The sequence below is a fragment of the Sulfitobacter aquimarinus genome (genome assembly GCF_040149565.1).
In the GTDB taxonomy this organism is placed as follows: domain Bacteria; phylum Pseudomonadota; class Alphaproteobacteria; order Rhodobacterales; family Rhodobacteraceae; genus Sulfitobacter; species Sulfitobacter aquimarinus.
The window spans coordinates 190,511-207,647 of the sequence record NZ_JBEFLO010000004.1 but is presented as its reverse complement, the minus strand read 5'-3'; the positions used below and the strand labels follow the sequence as shown (position 1 = coordinate 207,647).

The window sequence follows — 17,137 nt, the reverse complement described above, 5'->3', positions numbered from 1 at the left end:
GGTCCTTTGTGGCTTAGGAGGTATGGGAGTGAGGGGTGGAATGCTGGCCGCGCGCCAATGTTCGCGCTTCGGCCAGCGAGAGCGCGTGCAAAGTATCGTCTATGCTGCGGCCCTGTGCGTGGGCGCGGCTCCAGATGCGGCGGGCAGAGGTCGGCGACCATGGCAGGGATGCCTGCGCCAGCCAGTTGCGCAGCGGTTGAGGGAGTGCGTCATAGGTGTCCATCGGATCGCCCGTGCGGCGCTTTTTGCGCAGGCGCGTGGCCCCGAGGTTGCCTTTCTGGCGTTTGTGCATTGTCGAATCCGGTGATGTGCAATGTAATACCATTACATTCTCTAATCCGGCAATCGAAGACGCGCAAGCAGTGATGTTACCTGATGTGGGGGATCAAAGGATACGTCCGAGGTGTGCCCGCGCTCTAGCGCAGCAATCGCGGATCGGTGCCCAGATCAAGGCCGGGGAAGATCGCAGTCTCCAGCACAGATTTTTCCAGCCCGAATTTCGCGTGCAGCAGCCAGCCCAGCATGGCGCGGACATCGCGGGTGGGCATCAGATCGCGGCGGTCATACAGGGCGGCCTCGTGCAAGCCGGGCCAATCGCCCGCTACGCGGCCCCCGCGCAGCGCGCCGCCTGCCATCACCATCAACCCGCCTGTGCCGTGGTCGGTCCCGCCAGAGCCGTTGATGCGGGCGGTGCGCCCGAATTCGGTCACGGCAACAACGGTGGTCTTGTTCCAGACCGGCCCGCGCACGGTGTCCTTCAGCGTCAGGATCGCATCGGACAAACGGCCAAGTGCGTTCGGCAGGATGTTGTCCTGCTTCTGGTGGGTATCCCACCCGTTGATCGAGAAGGAGGCGATGCGGCTTTCCTCGCGCAGCCGCTTGCCTGCAAACTCTGCGACCTGCTGTTCAAGGCTGACGCCCTTGCGTTGCTTGGTATTGGCGTTGACCATCGACATCATCTGGTTGTCCGACGCCTCGACCGCCACACGGTCGCCGTCACTGTCGGAAATGGCAAGCGCTTGGGTAAAGGCCGCATTAAACGCAGGGTCGTCCCGCATAATCAGGCGGGCCAGTTCAACCGCTTGGGGGCTGAGGACCAGATCGCTTTGCGGGGACCAGCGTTGCACGGGCGAGGGGCCCGCCAGAATGGCAAGCTGGTCCTGACCGATGGCATAGGCGGTCTTTGCATCGCTTTGCGGAATATGCTGCAACACGCGGTTCAGCCAGCCATCGCGCGGGGTGCCTTGGGCGCTGTCGGCAAGCCCCGCCTCCAGCAGGTCCTGCCCGTCGAAATGGCTGCGCTTGTCGCGGTAGGGGGTCGAGACGGCGTGGGCAAAGCCAAGCTGCCCCTTGTCCCACAGCGGCATCAGATCGCGCAGGGCAGGGTGCAGGGCAAAATAGCCGTCCAGATCAATGGCGCTGTCGTCCCCCGTCAGCCCCGCGTCACCGCGCAGCGCGGCATAGGCGGGGTCGCCATAGGGGCGCACCACGTCCAGCCCGTCCATCCCGCCGCGCAGCAAGATCACCACCAAACGGTTGTCCCCCGGCGTGGCCGCAAGGCTGAGAGGCGTGACAAGCGGGCTGGCCGCAAGCGAACACCCCAGCAAGGCAGAGCGGCCCAAAAACGCACGACGGTTCAGGATATCGGTCATGGGCTTAAGTCCTTTGAAACGCGGGGGAGGCCAGCACAAGGCCAACGCCGTCCCAACGGCTTTCGGCGGCTTTGGCGGCAAAGACGGTTGCGGCTGTGGCATGGGGGCCAAGAGCGCTGTGCACAAAATCACGCGGATCGGGCGGCGCATCCATCAGCTGTTGCGGCACGGTAATCGCCCATTGCAGCCGCGCTGCGACCCCTTGCGGCGAAATCCACGCGGCGTCTTCTTCGGGCAGACCATCGGGGCCTGCGGGCTTTTCCCAGAAATGCCCCATCTGGCCCATCGGGCGCACAATTAGACGCCGCGCCAAACGCTCTTCAAGCTGCGGCAGGGCACCTGAGGGCAAGGCCAGCGCACGGCAGGCCGAGGCCAAAAAGTTGAAGGCGGGTTTGACGTTTTGCAGCTGCGGCGCCCATGCGGCGGGGTGTTCAACCAGCGCTGCGGTGACTTGGGCCAAATCGCCATCGGTGTCGCGAAACCGCGTCTCGAGTGCTGCGACCAGCGCGGGATCGGGGGTGTCGCCCGTGAAATGCACCGCCAGCTTGGTCGCGATGTGGCGTGCCGTTGCGGGGTGGCGGGCCAGATCATGCAACACGGCCTTCACATCGCGGATGTGGGGGTTTTTGGTCCCGCCATAGGTACGCTCCAGCACTGTCTCGGTACCGGGTTCGGCGAATTGCTTGCGAAATTGCAGGTCAAAGAATTTGGTATGGGTCAGGCCCGTAAACAGCTCTGCCAGCTCGCGCACATCGGTTTGGGTATAGGCTGCATGGACACCCAGCGTATGCAGCTCCAACACCTCACGAGCGAGGTTTTCATTCATCCCGCGCAGTTTGCCACCGCGCGCGGCCTGCGCCGAGTTCTCGCCAACCGAGTGCGCCTGATCGAGGTAGTGCAACATCAACGGGTGCAGCACCGCCGACATCAACATATCCTCGAACCGGCCAGTGATATGAGGGCGGATCGCCGTCTCGACGTAAGGCGAGGCCGCACGCCGGATCAGCCCCGCCTTGCCTGTGGCGGTGAAATGGTCGGCCCAGAACAGCGTGAGCCTTTCGCGCAGCGGTGTGTCGGTGTGGACCCAGCGGTTTATGTGCTGCCCCAACCAGCCCACCTGCGCGATGCGGGTTTCCTTGTTCAGAACGCGGCGGGCTTTCTTTGCGGCCAGCGCCTCGTCCGAGCCGCGGTTTTTGCGACGGATCTGGTTGAATTCGATACCCTGTGCAATGCGGGTTTGAAAATCTGCAAACGGCTCGATCGGAAAGCGGGCGGCCATGTCGTCAGGCTTTGCCACACCCGCCAGCATCTGCGCGGTGCTTTGCGCAGGGGCGATGGTCGGTGACAGGCCGCAGCCAAACCGGATTTCAGCCAGATGAGGATCAAATCGCATGGGGTGTATCCCTTTTTCACGCTGCTTTTAACATAGGGGGCGTGCCAACAGAATACCAACCGCCAGACTACGCAGGCGGCGGGTTTCTGCGCGTCCGCCTTAGGCCTTGCTGGCGGCGCGGTACGACAGGGGCAGGGAGCCAAGGTAGAGGATGTTCACCGTGATTAGCGTGGCCCAAGGGTAGACCATGAGGCAGACCACCAGAACCATCGCGGCGATGATTGCATAGGGCAGATAGGCGCGGCTGATGCTTGCGTGTTTGATCGAATATGTGGGGAGCGTGCTGACCGCCAGAAATCCGACCCCGATGATATAGATCGCCCGCAAGACCGGCAGGTCTGTCGTCTCCCAACCGTTGAGGTGCATGAAGATGGGCATCAGGGCCAGACAGGCCAGCGCGGGGGCGGGCACGCCCGTGAAATAGTCGCTTTGCTTTAGGGTCACGGCATCGCTGCGCAGCGAAAGGTTGAACCGCGCAAGCCGCAGCGCACAACACACGGCCAGCACCAGCGTCGCCAGAAAGCCCAGGTTGTCGAACTCGGTCCCGATATAAAGCGTATTATACAACAACATCCCCGGCACGATGCCGAAGTTGAAGAAATCCGCCAGCGTGTCCAGCTCGGCGCCGAAGGGGCTGGCGGTGTCCAGAAAACGCGCCAGCTTGCCGTCGGCGGCGTCCAGAAAGACGGCCAGCAGGATGAAGTACAAGGCGGTCTCGATCCGGCCATCAAGGCTCATCCGGACGGCGGTCATGCCGGCGCAGATGGCAAAGACCGTGACCATGCTGGGCACGATATGGCGTAGTTTGACCTGACCGCTCTTGGTCATTCGGGCTGGCCTTGCAGGGCGGTTTGTGTGCCCTTCAGATCGGCAAGGATCGTTTCACCTGCGACGGCGGTTTGGCCGACGGCCACCAGTGGCGCGATGCCTTGGGGCAGGTAGACATCCAAGCGGCTGCCAAAACGGATCAGGCCAAAGCGGCGGCCCGCGCCCAAGTGATCGTCCGGCTTCACGAAACACACGATGCGCCGCGCCACCAGACCTGCGATTTGCACCACGCCGATGCGGGTGCCGTTCGCTGTCTCAAGCGTGACGCTGTTACGCTCGTTATGCACGCTTGCCTTGTCCAGCGATGCATTGAGGAATTTGCCGTGGTGGTACACCACTTCAACCACTTTGCCCGCGACGGGGGCGCGGTTTACGTGGCAGTTAAAGACGTTCATAAACACCGACACACGTGTCAGCGGCGCATCGCCAAGGCCCATATCCGCAGGTGGCACCACATCTTCGATCAACGAGACAACGCCATCGGCGGGCGAGATCACAAGCCCCTCTTGTTGCGGAATAATCCGCACCGGATCGCGGAAGAAGTAATAGCACCAGACCGTCAGCCCCGCGCCAATCCAGAACAGTGGGTCCCATATCAGCCCCAACACCACAGAAATGGCGGCGAAGGCGGCGACAAACTTGCGCCCTTCTTTGTGCATCGGCACGGCTACGATCTTGAGCATGTTCATCGGGCAGGGTCCTGTCAGGTCGGTTGTTTGGGTCGGGTCTGTCCTGTCACTCTGCGCGGGATTGGTCAACGGCACAAAATGACCTGCGGTGGTTATGTAGCACGGGCTTTGCCGCAGGGGGTGCAGCTTTTGCGCAAAAATTCTGAAAATTTTAGATAGCTGCTTTCAGCGGCGCGCCTGCCGGTCACGCAAAAGAGGATTGTTTGGGAAGGGAGACGGTTGCGCGCAGCCCGCCTTCGGGGCTGTTTTCCAGCCTGATGCGACCGCCATGTGCGTTGATGATCGAGCGGGCAATAGACAGGCCCAACCCTGCACCGCCTGTCTCGGCGCTGCGGCTGTCATCGCCCCGTGTGAAGGGCTGGAACATTGTGTCGATACGGTCGGCGGGAATGCCGGGCCCGTTGTCTTCAACCGCAATAATGGCGTACCGCTTGTCTTGGGTCAGGGTCACGGCCACATCGTCCCCATAGCGTTTTGCATTATCGACCAAATTTCCGATTGCACGGCCCAAGCCCACACGGCGGCCTGTCACCTCGGCCTCATTGAGGCATTGAAAGGCCACGCCGCGGTCTTCGCACAATTGGGCAAGCATCGGGGCCAGAACAACGGGTTGCGGGGGCTCGGCGTCCTGTCCTTCTTTTGCAAAGCTCACCAGCCCGTCCGCCATCACAGCCATTTCATCAAGCGTGCGCACCATCGCGTCACGCTGGGACGCGTCATCGACCATTTCGGCCCTGATCCGCAGGCTGGTCATCGGCGTGCGAAGATCATGGCCCACGGCGGCCAGCATACGCACCCGTTCGGCATCAAATTGCGAAATCTCCTGCTGCATGGCGTTGAACGCCCGTGCTGCCTTGCGCATCTCGCGGGGGCCGGTTTCGGGCACACGGGCGCTGCGGTCGCCACGGCCTGCCGCCTCTGCGGCCACCGACAGCTGCCCCAGCGGTTTGGTAAGCTGGCGGGTAAGCGCCACCGAGACCGCGAGAACACACAGTAGCGACAAGGCAAGCACGGTAAAGAAGGGTTGGGCGTCAAATCGCCCTTGCCGCCGCGCGGCGCCGCTGGTCACGACATTCAGCCAGGCACCGCGGCCGTCCCGCGCAGAAAGCTGCATGGTGATGGCGATGACCCGCTTGGCCTTCCTCAAGGTTTGACGATCGGATGCGCCTGCGGGCACGGGTCGTTCAATGAGGGCAACACGCACGTCGCTGCGCTCCAGCGTGGTTGCAAGCACGCTGGCGATATATTGTGCGCGGCTGTCATCGGCCGTTTTGGTCAGCAGCGGCGTGTCCTCGACAAGGACACGGGCAAAGCGGGTAGAGGCATCGCGTGCAATTATCTTTCTGACTTGCCCGTCAACAGCTTCCATCGCAGGGATCAGGGCCGCAATACGCTCGATCTCGCGGTCCTCGCTGGCCTGTCGGTCAAAGCGCTGTTGCTGGAACCCCAGAACCGCGAGCGCGATCAGATTGGCGGCCAGAATGGTCCCGACCAAAAGCAAAACAATGCGTCCGGCCAGTGCGGCGGGGTAGAGCTTTTTGAGGTGGCGGATCATCATATCTGTGCCACCTCCGCGACCAGCCGGTAGCCGCCGCCCCATTCGGTGACCAAAAGGGCAGGCTGTTTCGGATCGGCTTCGATCTTGCGGCGCAGGCGGCTGATCTGGTTGTCGATGGCGCGGTCATAGGCTTTTGCCTCACGGCCCGAGGTCAGGTCCAACAGGGTAGACCTGCTCAGCACGGTGCGGGGTTGATCCAGAAATATGCCCAAGATGCGGTTTTCGGCGGAGGTCAAATCCACCACATGCCCGTCGGCGCGGTGCAGTTTCAATGTATCGGGGTCATGAACCCAATCGGCAAAGCGGCGTCTGCCGCTGGGCGCCGCGGCAATTTCGGGCGGAGCGCGGCGCAGGACCGCCCGCACGCGTGCCAGCAATTCACGCGGGTTGAAGGGTTTGACCAGATAGTCATCGGCCCCCAGTTCAAGCCCGACAATACGGTCTGTTTCATCCGCCATCGCAGTCAGCAGTAATACCGGCGGGCCATCATGGGCGACCAGCCAGCGGCACAGGCTGAGCCCGTCTTCGCCCGGCATCATGATATCAAGGACCACCATATGTATTGTGGCCTCGGCCAGTATCTCGCGGGCCTCTGCTGCATGGGCGGCCAGACGGGTGCGGAACCCCTGTTTGCGTAGGTACTGGCCCAACGGCTCGCGAATGTCGCGAGCGTCGTCCACAATCAGGATCTGGGGGGCAATCGGGTCTGGCACGGCGTCTCTCCTTGCGGGCAATTGTGCCTCGCGTGCTGTTAATTGCGCCTGTTATCCCAAGGAAATCAACCGCTGAGCGGCCGTTTGGCGGGCTCAATTGTCGCAAAATGTATCAGCGCTGCGGCTTGCGACAGATCGCGACAAACTGCCATTGGCGCTGACAAACCTTTTGGCGCAAGACCCCCTAAGTAGGGATCACCGAGGCGATGGAAGCCTCAGCAGAAACCTTGAAAGGGTATGACATGAAAAACTCGAAAATCCTCCCCGTAAGCCTTATCGCTGCTGTCACACTGGTGTCCGGCCTGACGTTCGCCACGGCGCAGACCGCAACAGAAACAGAAACAGAAACAGCGCCTGCCCAAGTTCAGGCCCAAACAGACACACCAGACGCAAAACGCGCAAACTTCCGCAAAGATCACGGTGAGCGTCATGGCCGTGGTGGCCGGGGTATGATGGGCATGATGATGGAAAAAGTCGATGCCAACGGTGACCGTGCTGTGACCCAAGAGGAAATCGACACTTTCCGCAATGGCGTTGTGTCCGGTGCCGATGCCTCGGGTGATGGCGACATCTCGCTTGCCGAGTTCGAGACCATCTACCTGCAAATGATCCGCGAACGGATGGTCGATTCCTTCCAGAAGCTGGATGCGGACGGTGACGGTGCTGTGACCCAAGCGGAAATGGACAAACGCTTTGGCAATGTGGTTGAGCGGATGGACCGCAATGGCGACGGCCAGCTTGACCGCGAAGATCGTCGAAAGCACCACGACCGCAAGGGCAAACACGGCGGCGACCGCCGCGGCTGAACCTGCCGCATATGACCTGAAGGCGGCGGGGAGGCACCCCCGCCGCCTTCGCTTGTATTCTGCCGCACCTGCACCAGTTTCAGCCATAAGGCCACAGTGTGCGAACGCGACCACCTGACCCGCATGAGGATATTTTAATGCGTAGATTTATCACCTTACTCGTTGTGCTTTTGGTGCTTGGCGTATCGTATTTTGTCGCATTCGGGGTTCCTGCACAGCTTGCGGCGCTTTTTGGAGGGGCAACACAGGGCAGCACCCCCGAGGCCAGCACAGGGCGACCAGGTGCAACAGGGCGGGCAGGCGGGGCAGCGGCGACTGCGGTTGTCACGACCGATCTGGAATTGGCACCCTACGAGGATGTCCTGCGCGCAGTCGGCAGTGCGTCTGCGCTGCGCAGTGCCGAAGCGGTGGCGGTGGTGTCAGGCGAAGTGACCGCGACCAACCTGTCTGCAAACCGTGCGGTTGCCGAGGGCGAGATTCTGGTGCAACTGGACGCGCAAACCGAAACCCTAAACCTGGAAATAGCGCAGGCCGAGCTGGATCAGGCCCGCGACACCGTGCAGCGCTATGAGCGTTTGGGCGCGTCGGGCAACTCTACCGTCACGGATGTGGCAGTATCCGAAGCGCGGGTTACCGCGCGGCTGGCCGCGGCAAATCTGGGGCTGGCCCGCATCGCGTTGGAGGACAGGACCATCCGTGCGCCAATTGCGGGCAGGCTGGGCCTGAGCGACGTCGAGGTCGGTGATTTCATCTCGGCCAATACGGTCGTCGCATCCATCGACGACGCGGGGTCGCTGTTGGTCGAGTTCGAGCTGCCTGAACGCGCTGTCGGCCTGTTGCAGACCGGGCAGACAGTTCTGGCCAACACACCAACCTTTCGCGGTCGCACGTTCGAGGGGCAGATCGTTGCCTTTGACAGCCGCATCGACAGCGTGACCCGCAGTGTGACCGTCAAGGCGCAGGTGGAAAACGCGGAGGGGCTGCTGTGGCCGGGGATGACATTTGCGGTGCGCATCATCCGCGAAACTGCTCCGCTGCCGGTTTTGCCGGCAACCGCAATAACATGGTCGCGCAGCGGCTCCAATATCTGGATTGCGCAAGACGGCGTGGCGACACAGGTACCTGTCACAATCCTGTACCGCCGCAATGACCAGGTCTGGATCGACGCAAAAGTCGAGGTCGGCACGCCCGTGGTCACCGAAGGCGCGCAAAAGCTGCGCAGCGGATCGCGCATTTCAACCCCCCAAGCCGGAGATCGGTCATGAATGCGCCAGTCGGTCCAAAGGGCATGGCAAGCCTGTTCGTTTCAAGGCCGTTGTTTGGCATTGTCATCAATGTGCTGATCCTGATCGCGGGTCTGACCGCGCTTGCGTCGGTTGACGTGCGCGAGATGCCGGATGTGGACCAGCCGGTGCTGTCCGTGCGCACCAGTTATGACGGCGCCGTGCCCGCGACTGTGGATGAGCAAGTGACGCAAGTGCTGGAGGACGCGCTGAGCGCGCTTGAAGGGCTGTCGTATATCGAGGCCAGCTCCTCAACGGGAGAAAGCCGCATCACCATCGACCTTTCCGAAGGTACCGACGTAGATATTGCCGCCAATGAGGCGCGTGAGATCGTGTCGGCCACGCTGCGCGATCTGCCCGACGACATTGACGATCCGACCGTTACTAAAAGCGACAGCAACGCGGATGCCATCATCCGTCTGGCTCTGTTGGGCGATGCGACCTTCAACGAGATGACCGAACTGGCCGAGGGTGTGATCTATGATCGTCTGTCGATGATCGACGGCATCGCCGAAGTGACTGTGCGCGGCAACCGCGCAAATGAATTCCGCGTGACGCTGGATGTGCCTTCACTGCTCAGTCGCGGGTTGACCGTGTTTGACGTTTCGGCCGCGCTTGCCTCACTGCGCGATGATACGCCATTGGGCGAAATTGAAACGACCGCTCAAACGATTGCGCTGCGTGTCGGCAACGCGGAGGTCACTGCCGAAAGTATTGGCGAGGTTCCCGTCAATGCAACCACCCGCGTGTCCGACGTGGCGTTGGTACAGGTCGTGCCAGAGGACAGCGATGTGTTCGCCCGCGTGAACGGCAAGCCAGCCATCGGCATGGACATCAGCCGCCAGTCGATCGGCAACACGCTTGATATCTCCAAGGGCGTGCGCGCCGCAGTGGACGCGCTGCGCGGCGAATTGCCCGACGGCGTGGACATCATCATCACATCGGATGACGGGGTGTTCATCGAGGGGTCGATAAACGAAGTCGTCTCGTCCATCGGCTTGGCAACGGTGATCGTGATTGCGGTGATCTTCGGCTTCCTGCGCTCGCCGCGAGCGACGGTGATCCCTGCGGTGACGATCCCTGTGGCTTTGGTCGGGACTGTCGCTGCGATCTGGATCACGGGATTTTCGGTTAACACCATCAGCCTGTTGGCGCTGGTTCTGGCCACGGGCATGGTTGTGGATGACGCTATTGTGGTGATCGAAAACATCGTGCGCAAGCGCAAGCAGGGCATGGGGGCCTTCGCCGCTGCGGCAGCAGGCACAAACGAGGTGTTCTTTGCCGTGATCTCGACCACGGCGACGCTGGCGGCGGTGTTCATCCCCATTTCTTTCTTGCCGGGACAGGCGGGCGGTGTGTTCAGCGAATTCGGCTTTGTGTTGGCCTTTGCGGTAACCCTGTCGTCTATCACGGCGCTGACGCTTGCACCTGTGCTGGCCGCGTTCCTTGACCCGGGCAAACCGAACGGAGGCACAGACCAAACGCAGCACAAGCCCGGCCGCCTTGCGCAGGCGTTCGATGCTGTCATGGACCGCGCCATCCGCGCACCCATTATTGTGCTGGCGGTCGCTGTCGGCTTTGCGATGATTGCCGCTGGTGCGGCGGGCACGCTGTCGTCCGGCATTACACCCAACGAAGATCGCGGCTTTTTCCTGATACAGGCGCGCGGGGCTTCGGACGTGACACCGGAATATCTGGACACGCAGATCGCGCAGGTCGAGGAAATCCTGACGCCATACCGTACAAGTGGCGACATCGAAGCGGTGCAAAGCATCATCGGGATTGGCGGCGGCACCAGCGCCTTTATCATTGTCCGCTTGCCTGATTGGGCAGAGCGTGACCAAACCCAGCAAGAGATCGTCGCGCGGGTCAGCCGGCAGCTGGCCACTGTGCCGGGGGTGCAGGTCAGCGCACGCTCGACCAACAGCCTGAACATCCGTGGCGCGGGACGTGGGCTGCAATTTGCGGTGACGGGCACGAATGTCTCGGACATGACGCAAGCGGCAGATGAGCTGATCGCGGCCATGGCGGAAGGCTCTGCTTTCGTCAATCCGCAGCTGTCCAATGACAGTGTGCAAGCACAATACGAGCTGCGGGTGGACCCCGATATGGCGGGTGTCTTTGGCGTGACCGAAGCGGAAATCGCCCGTACGGTGGCTGCGATGGTGCAGGGGAATGTTGCTGTCACTGTGTTTCAGGACGATACCGAAACCAAAGTAAACGTGGTCCCTGGCGGCCCGCCGATCAACGACCCTTCAGATCTCGAGGCGATCTTCCTGCGCTTGCCTGACGGCGGTTATATCCCGCTGTCTGCGGCGGCCACGCTGGCCCCTGTGGTCAGCCAGTCCCAGATCGAGCGGCAGGGCGGATCGCTTGCTGTTTCGGTGCAGTCCAATCTGGCCCAAGGCGTTGATCTGGGCACCGCGATGGTGCAGCTGACCGACATTGCCGCGCAGGTCCTGCCTGACGGCATGGGCATCACCTTTACCGGTGAGGCCGCGACACTGACGGACGGGCAGGCGGGGATGTACGCGGTCTTCGGGATCGCCTTTGTCGTGGTCTTCCTTGTGCTGGCCGCCCAGTTCGAGAGCGTCGCAAGCGCGGTTGTCATCATGCTGACGGTGCCCTTTGGGCTGGCCGCGGCAGTGCTGGCGATTTCGCTTACTGGGGGATCGTTGAACTACTACAGCCAGATCGGATTGGTGATGCTGATCGGGGTGATGGCCAAGAACGGGATTCTGATTGTCGAATTTGCCAACCAGCTGCGCGAGGCGGGGCAGGACATCGACAGCGCCATCCGCGATGCGCTGCGCCTGCGCATTCGGCCCGTGATGATGACGATGGTTTCAACCGTCTTTGGCGGGTTGCCGTTGATCCTCACCTCCGGGGCGGGGGCCGAGGCGCGGATTGCGGTTGGCTGGGTCATCGTGGGCGGGTTGGGCTTTGCGACTGTGTTCACCTTGTTCCTGACGCCTGTATTCTATCGCTTGATTGCAGTCTGGGGGGCAGAGCCCGGCATGGCGGCAAAAAGACTGGCGATGGAGCAAAGCACTGGGTGAATTCAGCGCCAAGATCGGCTTAACGTCCACAGGGCTGGTCCTGTTGCCAGAGCAAGCTGGCCAAGTCTGCCCGCCTTGCGCGGGCGGTGCGGCCAGCAGTATCAGATCACAATCAGATGGTTATCCCAAGCCTGCGGCGCCGGCGATTTCAGCTTTTGGGTAGCCGCGTTCTGAAACCCCAAGACCCCTGTACCCGCCGTCAGCGCAAAGCCCTGCGGATGGGGGGCAACGCCGCAGACATCTGTGATGATGGCACGAGACTTCAACGACATGGTCTCGGTATCATATGTATCAAGAATGCTGCCTCTGGGAGACGTGGCAGCGATCTCTTGACCGTTTCGCGACAACGCCACGCTGCCGATATAGCCGTCGAGCGGGCGCAGCATGTCGGCAGGTAAGGCGGCTGGCACGATCGCGCCACCGCGCCTATGGCGCGCCACAAGAGCGGGGGATGCGCCGTCCCCCTCCCATTGCATTCCGATCGCCACATCACCCGCCTCGCTCACCGCCATATGACGGATCGAGCTTTTCTGATGCCGGGGCGGCAGCACTGCCGTCTCGATGACCTTGCCGTCCGACACATAGCACAGATTGGAGCGCATCGTCGCGATGTTCAATTTGGTGCGCCCGCTATCGGGGTGCGTATCTATGCCGCCATTTGCGACCACAACTATGTCCGACTGTGGCAGGCGCTTGATCTCATGGGGGCCGATCCCGCCGCTGTCGAACTCCGCCGCGCGTGTATAGCCTGCGGTGACATCCCACACGCCAATGACGCCCCGCCCGACCTCGTAATCGTTTTCGGAGGTGAACAACCAGTCGCCATTCAACGAGAATGTGCCGTGGCCGTAGAAATGGCGCCCCTCGGGGGCCTCAAGCCGCGCTGTTTGCGTGCCCGATACGCAGTCGATCACAACCGCGAATGTTCCGGGCCTGCGGGCAAAGGCAACCGCATGTGGACGGGTGGGGTGGGCCGCAGCGGCGTGACCGCGTGCGGGCAGCGGGATGCCGAACAGAATGTCCAACGCCTCACTTAGACCAAACAGCGCATAACCACCGTCCGAGGTGCCCGCCGCAGATAGGTAAGACGGCGTTCCCGCGTCTGCCCATGTGGGCACCGGTGCGATGCCCGCAGCAAGCATCCCCGCGAGAAAGCGCCGCCGCCGTGGGTTTTGTGCCGTCATCTCAATCCCCATCAAGCGAATTAAAGCCCGCAGCAACCCCAAGGGTCGGGCCCAATTCGTCACGCACAACCGCACGGATGGCGTCAACCGATTGCTGCACGAACTCCAGCTTCAATCGGCTTTGCGGGTGCGCCACCCCCGCAAAGACCGGATCATCCAGATCAGACAACTGGCCCAGCGCCTTGTCAAAGCGGGCGGTGATCTTGTCTCGCAGCACGGGGTCAGGGGCGCTCAGATGCGCTGCAAGCTCGGCCAGCGCCTCAAGGCTCAACGCGGTATTGCGGGCGGAGCGACCTGCGCGCCATGCCTCTGCACGGCGGGGCCGTGGGCGATCGAATGTGCCAAGCGGGCGGCCAAGGCGCGTCTCGGAGGTGAATTGCAGCCCCGTGGACAGGGCTTTGAACAGCTCTTGCAGCACTTCGGTATCAGAGCGGTACGTGCCTGTCGCAGACGGGTTCAGCAGACGGTCCGCGTAATCCGTGTTCCAGTCTTGGGCAATCGCGGCACTGGTCGCGGCCATATCGCCCGTCACTGACTGAACAAGGGTACAAAGGTAGGCCGCATCCGCGCTCAACCCCTCATCGAACACCAAAAACTCCATCGCGTAAAAGCCCCGTGCGGCAATCGAAACCTGCGCGTAGCTGGCGGCATCCTCGGCCACGGGGTCGCGGTCCGCAATCAGCGCGGCCAACGCACGCGGGGTCGCACCACGGGTATCGGGCCAGAACGCCAGCGCAAAAGCACGGTCGCCTGCCTCGGACGGGCCAAAGCGCAGATGGCTGACGGACAACCACGCATCAAAGGCCGAGGCAAAGCTGCTGCGCAGGTCTTGGGATGCGGTATCACAGTTGGTTTGCGCGGTAAGAGCAAGCGCCTCAGTTTCGGCCGCGAGCGTGTCGAAGCCAGCAAGGATGTGGCCCGACACTACGTTTGCAATAACCTGCTGTGGCGCTTCGGCCTCCGCGAATGCAGGGACCAGCGCGACGGCGGCGCTCAGGAACAGATGTCTCATAGGCTCTCCAGATAGGCGAGAAGCGCATCGCGCTCGTGGGTCGGCAATTCGATCACTTTATTACGCTGCGGCGCGGCTTCGCCCCCGTGCCACAGGATGGCCTCCAGCAAGGAACGCGCACGCCCGTCATGCAAGAAATAGCTGTGACCGCTGACTTGTTGCGTCAATCCGATGCCCCACAGGGGCGGCGTGCGCCACTCGCGCCCCGTGGCGCGGGCTTCGGGGCGGTTATCGGCAAGGGCAGGGCCCATATCGTGCAACAGCATGTCCGTGTAGGGCCAGATTAACTGAAAGCTTTGCTCGGGGCGGTCTACAAGCCGCTGGGTCACAAAGGACGGCGTGTGGCAGGCGGTGCAGCCTGTCTGGTAGAAGACCTGTTTGCCCAGCAACACCTGCGGGTCATCCACGCGGCGGCGCGCAGGCACGCCAAGGTTGCGGCTGTAGAAGGTCACCAGATCAAGGCCCACTTGGTCAATCTCGTACAGGCGATCGTCGCCGTCCCCGTGAATGGCCGCCCTGCAATCGGTTTGCAGGATGGTACATTCGCCCGCAGGTGCCGTAAATATCGGGTTGGAAATGCCGATGTCGCCCGAAAAGGCTGCGGCCGATTGCTCCAGCACGGTCGGACTGCCCGCTTTGAGGCCGAAGCGCCCCAGCATGGGCTGGTCGTGGACCTGCGACCAGACGATGTTCGGGCGGCCCGAAATTCCGTCACCGTCCGCATCGTCGGGGTCGGCATTGGCAAGGATGTCCGCCGTAGAAATCGCTTCGAGCAAGCCAAGGCCGATCATCTGGGGTGCTACACGCGGGCTCAGCATCGCATCCCTGTGCAGCGGGCCATAGCCCAGATCGGTGGCTGAATACGTCGGGTGGCGCAGTGACACAGTTGCGCCATCAGCCAGGGTAATGACCTCTTCATCATAGCGGATGTCCATACGCGCCTCTGCGGTGTGGCCCTGCACGGCAAAATCCTGCAACTGGCTGCCGTACACCGGATCGGGAAGGGTCGCGATATAGCCTTCGATCTGGCCAAGGGCGTCGGCATCCGTGCTTGTGAAAATAGCGGGAACCGAGATGCGCAGGAACATCGAAATGGAGGTGTCATCGGCAGTCTCGGGGGGGTGGCCGCGCCCGTCCTTGATATGACAGCGCTGGCAGGACCGCGCGTTGAAAAGCGGCCCCAATCCGTCAGAGGCAAGCGTGGAGGAGGGCGAGGATACCCAGATTTTGCGGAACAGGCCATTGCCGACCCTGAAATCCAGCTGGTCTTCGAAACTGATGTTGCCTGAGGGCTGCGAAAAGGCATCGGCATCGGTGCGCGGGCGCACGGTCGCGGCGCCTGCGGCGTTTTCCTCGAATTTTTGTGCGGCGGTGAAATCTGTTGTCGCAGCGGTGACCGCCGCGATGCGCGCAGCCTCGGCTGCGGTGCGGGGCACGACGTTCAGATGCGGATCAGTCAAAAAAGACGCCGCATCTTGCGCGGTGGCCGCTGTTCCCAGAGCTGCGGCCAGTGCAATCAGGCTGCTGCACTTTGTCCATCTTTGGTGCATTGAGAAGGGCATTTGTTTCTTCACCAAGGTTTGCCACAAGATCGGGCTGTGTTTCCAACGAAACCGATAGGACCTTCTTTGTCCGTCAGCAATTAGATCACGGATGTTTTGCGCTAGAATTTCGCCAACCGCCTCGCAGAGGATGCGCACGACCCTGCAAGGGTAGCGCGTGCCTTACGTGGGCGCGAGATCGCTTTTCGGTGTTCCCTTCGGCCTTTGGCCCATGCGCAGGGTTCCAATGCTGGCTGCACGCGGTAAATTCTTCGGTCGCCGCTGTGCCAAGCGGAGGGGTGCGGGCGGATGATCGTCTGTGCCTCTGCCGCACACGCCAAGTCGTCGGGCGCGTTGCTGCTTGTTTCGGCAGGGACGGACGATCATCCTGTTGACCCCTAGAACGAAACAACCGCAGCAAGACCGAGAGCCGTAGATTTCTCACCGCCCACATCAAACCGGGCGAGGCCAAAGTTCACTTCGACATTCTCGGTCAGGGCGCGGTCCACGCCCAAGGCGATCATGCTGTCGGTGTTGGATTCCGCATCGATCAGGGTAGCCGTTGCCGAGAACGTCCAATCATCCAGCGCATAGGCCCCGCCCAGTGTGGCATAGGTCGCGTCTGCGTCCTCACCGCCTGCGTTTGTGAAATGCGCAAGTTCACCGATCATGCTGATGCCGTTGCCGAAATCATGCGACGCACCCGCGACAACGCCTGTCTCGTCAAAGGAACCTCCGACGCCCGCAGACAGGTGGCGCGCACCGACCCACGCGGTCGTATCACCGAAGTCTTGGGTATATTGCAAGGCCACATTGTTGAGCTTGCCCGTGTTGCCTACACCGCCTGCGGCAACGGAATTGCGGCCGCGCTTGTTCCCGATGCTGTTGCTGAGCGCGGTGTCATCGGCATAAAACGCAGCAAATGACAACGTGCCCCCAGCCGCACCAACAGGTGTCTCGACTGTCACACCGATCATCTCGCTCAGCTCGTAATCTCCGGCCAGCGAGGTGCCGTAGAAGCCAGGCGCCGCGTCCCAGGCCACCCCAAAGACGGGGTTAAGCTTGCCGACCGAAACCGTCGTGTCACCAAAGCCAAAGCGCAGGCCAAGCGCGCTGACATAAAGGCCCATGTCCTCGAACGCGCGGTCGTCTTCGGCATCCGTGACAGATTCCAGTGACATAGCCCCGAAAGCGGTGATGCGGTCCGACAAAGCGGCCTCAAATGCGGCTTCGGCCGAGATGTAGGCGTCTGTGACCTCGGCGGCCTGATCATCGGCACGCAGGGTGCTGTCTACGCCAACCTCGACGCTTCCTACCCAAGCAAAGCCGGCGTCTTGCGCCGCAGCCGACGTGGCACCAGCCACCAAGAGGCCAACAAGCCCCGTTGTAAGTATCGTTGTTTTCATTTCTTTACCTTAA

Annotated in this window: 14 protein-coding genes; 3 read left to right on the top strand and 11 right to left on the bottom strand. The window is 61.9% G+C overall.

Annotated features, from left to right (window positions below; translation table 11 throughout):
• Window positions 1-13: 13 nt before the first annotated feature.
• The 7 genes from ABMC88_RS10385 to ABMC88_RS10355 all read right to left on the bottom strand — a co-directional run bounded on the left by ABMC88_RS10385 (window position 14) and on the right by ABMC88_RS10355 (window position 6,833).
• Window positions 14-292, bottom strand: coding sequence for a DUF6525 family protein (locus ABMC88_RS10385; RefSeq protein ID WP_349576811.1), 279 nt, complete (start codon window positions 290-292; stop codon window positions 14-16).
• A 124-nt stretch (window positions 293-416) separates the two neighbouring features.
• Complete coding sequence (locus ABMC88_RS10380) at window positions 417-1,652, bottom strand: DUF1501 domain-containing protein (RefSeq protein WP_349576810.1); 1,236 nt, start codon at window positions 1,650-1,652, stop codon at window positions 417-419.
• 4 nt (window positions 1,653-1,656) lie between these two features.
• A complete protein-coding gene (locus tag ABMC88_RS10375; protein ID WP_349576809.1) occupies window positions 1,657-3,045 on the bottom strand; it encodes a DUF1800 domain-containing protein in 1,389 nt (462 codons plus the stop codon).
• A gap of 99 nt (window positions 3,046-3,144) precedes the next feature.
• Complete coding sequence (locus ABMC88_RS10370) at window positions 3,145-3,873, bottom strand: CDP-alcohol phosphatidyltransferase family protein (RefSeq protein WP_349576808.1); 729 nt, start codon at window positions 3,871-3,873, stop codon at window positions 3,145-3,147.
• Window positions 3,870-4,562: a phosphatidylserine decarboxylase gene (locus tag ABMC88_RS10365; RefSeq protein WP_349576807.1), complete on the bottom strand. Its 693-nt coding sequence runs from the start codon at window positions 4,560-4,562 to the stop codon at window positions 3,870-3,872. Before ABMC88_RS10365 ends, ABMC88_RS10370 begins: the two co-directional genes overlap by 4 nt.
• Window positions 4,563-4,746: 184 nt before the next feature.
• On the bottom strand, window positions 4,747-6,120 hold the full coding sequence (locus ABMC88_RS10360) for an ATP-binding protein (RefSeq protein WP_349576806.1): 1,374 nt from the start codon (window positions 6,118-6,120) through the stop codon (window positions 4,747-4,749).
• Window positions 6,117-6,833, bottom strand: a complete 717-nt coding sequence (locus tag ABMC88_RS10355) for a response regulator (protein WP_349576805.1) — start codon at window positions 6,831-6,833, stop codon at window positions 6,117-6,119. Before ABMC88_RS10355 ends, ABMC88_RS10360 begins: the two co-directional genes overlap by 4 nt.
• A gap of 242 nt (window positions 6,834-7,075) precedes the next feature.
• Here ABMC88_RS10355 and ABMC88_RS10350 point away from each other — a divergent pair, with 242 nt between their 5' ends.
• From ABMC88_RS10350 to ABMC88_RS10340, 3 genes are all read left to right on the top strand, one after another.
• Window positions 7,076-7,639: an EF-hand domain-containing protein gene (locus ABMC88_RS10350; RefSeq protein WP_349576804.1), complete on the top strand. Its 564-nt coding sequence runs from the start codon at window positions 7,076-7,078 to the stop codon at window positions 7,637-7,639.
• 137 nt (window positions 7,640-7,776) lie between these two features.
• On the top strand, window positions 7,777-8,904 hold the full coding sequence (locus ABMC88_RS10345; protein WP_349576803.1) for an efflux RND transporter periplasmic adaptor subunit: 1,128 nt from the start codon (window positions 7,777-7,779) through the stop codon (window positions 8,902-8,904).
• Window positions 8,901-11,981, top strand: coding sequence for an efflux RND transporter permease subunit (locus ABMC88_RS10340; protein ID WP_349576802.1), 3,081 nt, complete (start codon window positions 8,901-8,903; stop codon window positions 11,979-11,981). The genes ABMC88_RS10345 and ABMC88_RS10340 overlap by 4 nt, the downstream gene beginning before the upstream one ends.
• A gap of 101 nt (window positions 11,982-12,082) precedes the next feature.
• Here the strand turns inward: ABMC88_RS10340 and ABMC88_RS10335 are convergent, their stop codons facing one another.
• The 4 genes from ABMC88_RS10335 to ABMC88_RS10320 all read right to left on the bottom strand — a co-directional run bounded on the left by ABMC88_RS10335 (window position 12,083) and on the right by ABMC88_RS10320 (window position 17,124).
• Window positions 12,083-13,165 carry a DUF1513 domain-containing protein gene (locus tag ABMC88_RS10335; protein WP_349576801.1) on the bottom strand — a complete coding sequence of 361 codons (1,083 nt, stop codon included), beginning with the start codon at window positions 13,163-13,165 and terminating at the stop codon, window positions 12,083-12,085.
• Between the two features lies 1 nt (window position 13,166).
• Window positions 13,167-14,177: an imelysin family protein gene (locus tag ABMC88_RS10330; RefSeq protein ID WP_349576800.1), complete on the bottom strand. Its 1,011-nt coding sequence runs from the start codon at window positions 14,175-14,177 to the stop codon at window positions 13,167-13,169.
• A complete protein-coding gene (locus ABMC88_RS10325; RefSeq protein WP_349576799.1) occupies window positions 14,174-15,727 on the bottom strand; it encodes a di-heme oxidoreductase family protein in 1,554 nt (517 codons plus the stop codon). The genes ABMC88_RS10330 and ABMC88_RS10325 overlap by 4 nt, the downstream gene beginning before the upstream one ends.
• 389 nt (window positions 15,728-16,116) lie before the next feature.
• Complete coding sequence (locus tag ABMC88_RS10320) at window positions 16,117-17,124, bottom strand: porin (protein ID WP_349576798.1); 1,008 nt, start codon at window positions 17,122-17,124, stop codon at window positions 16,117-16,119.
• Between the last annotated feature and the right edge of the window lie 13 nt (window positions 17,125-17,137).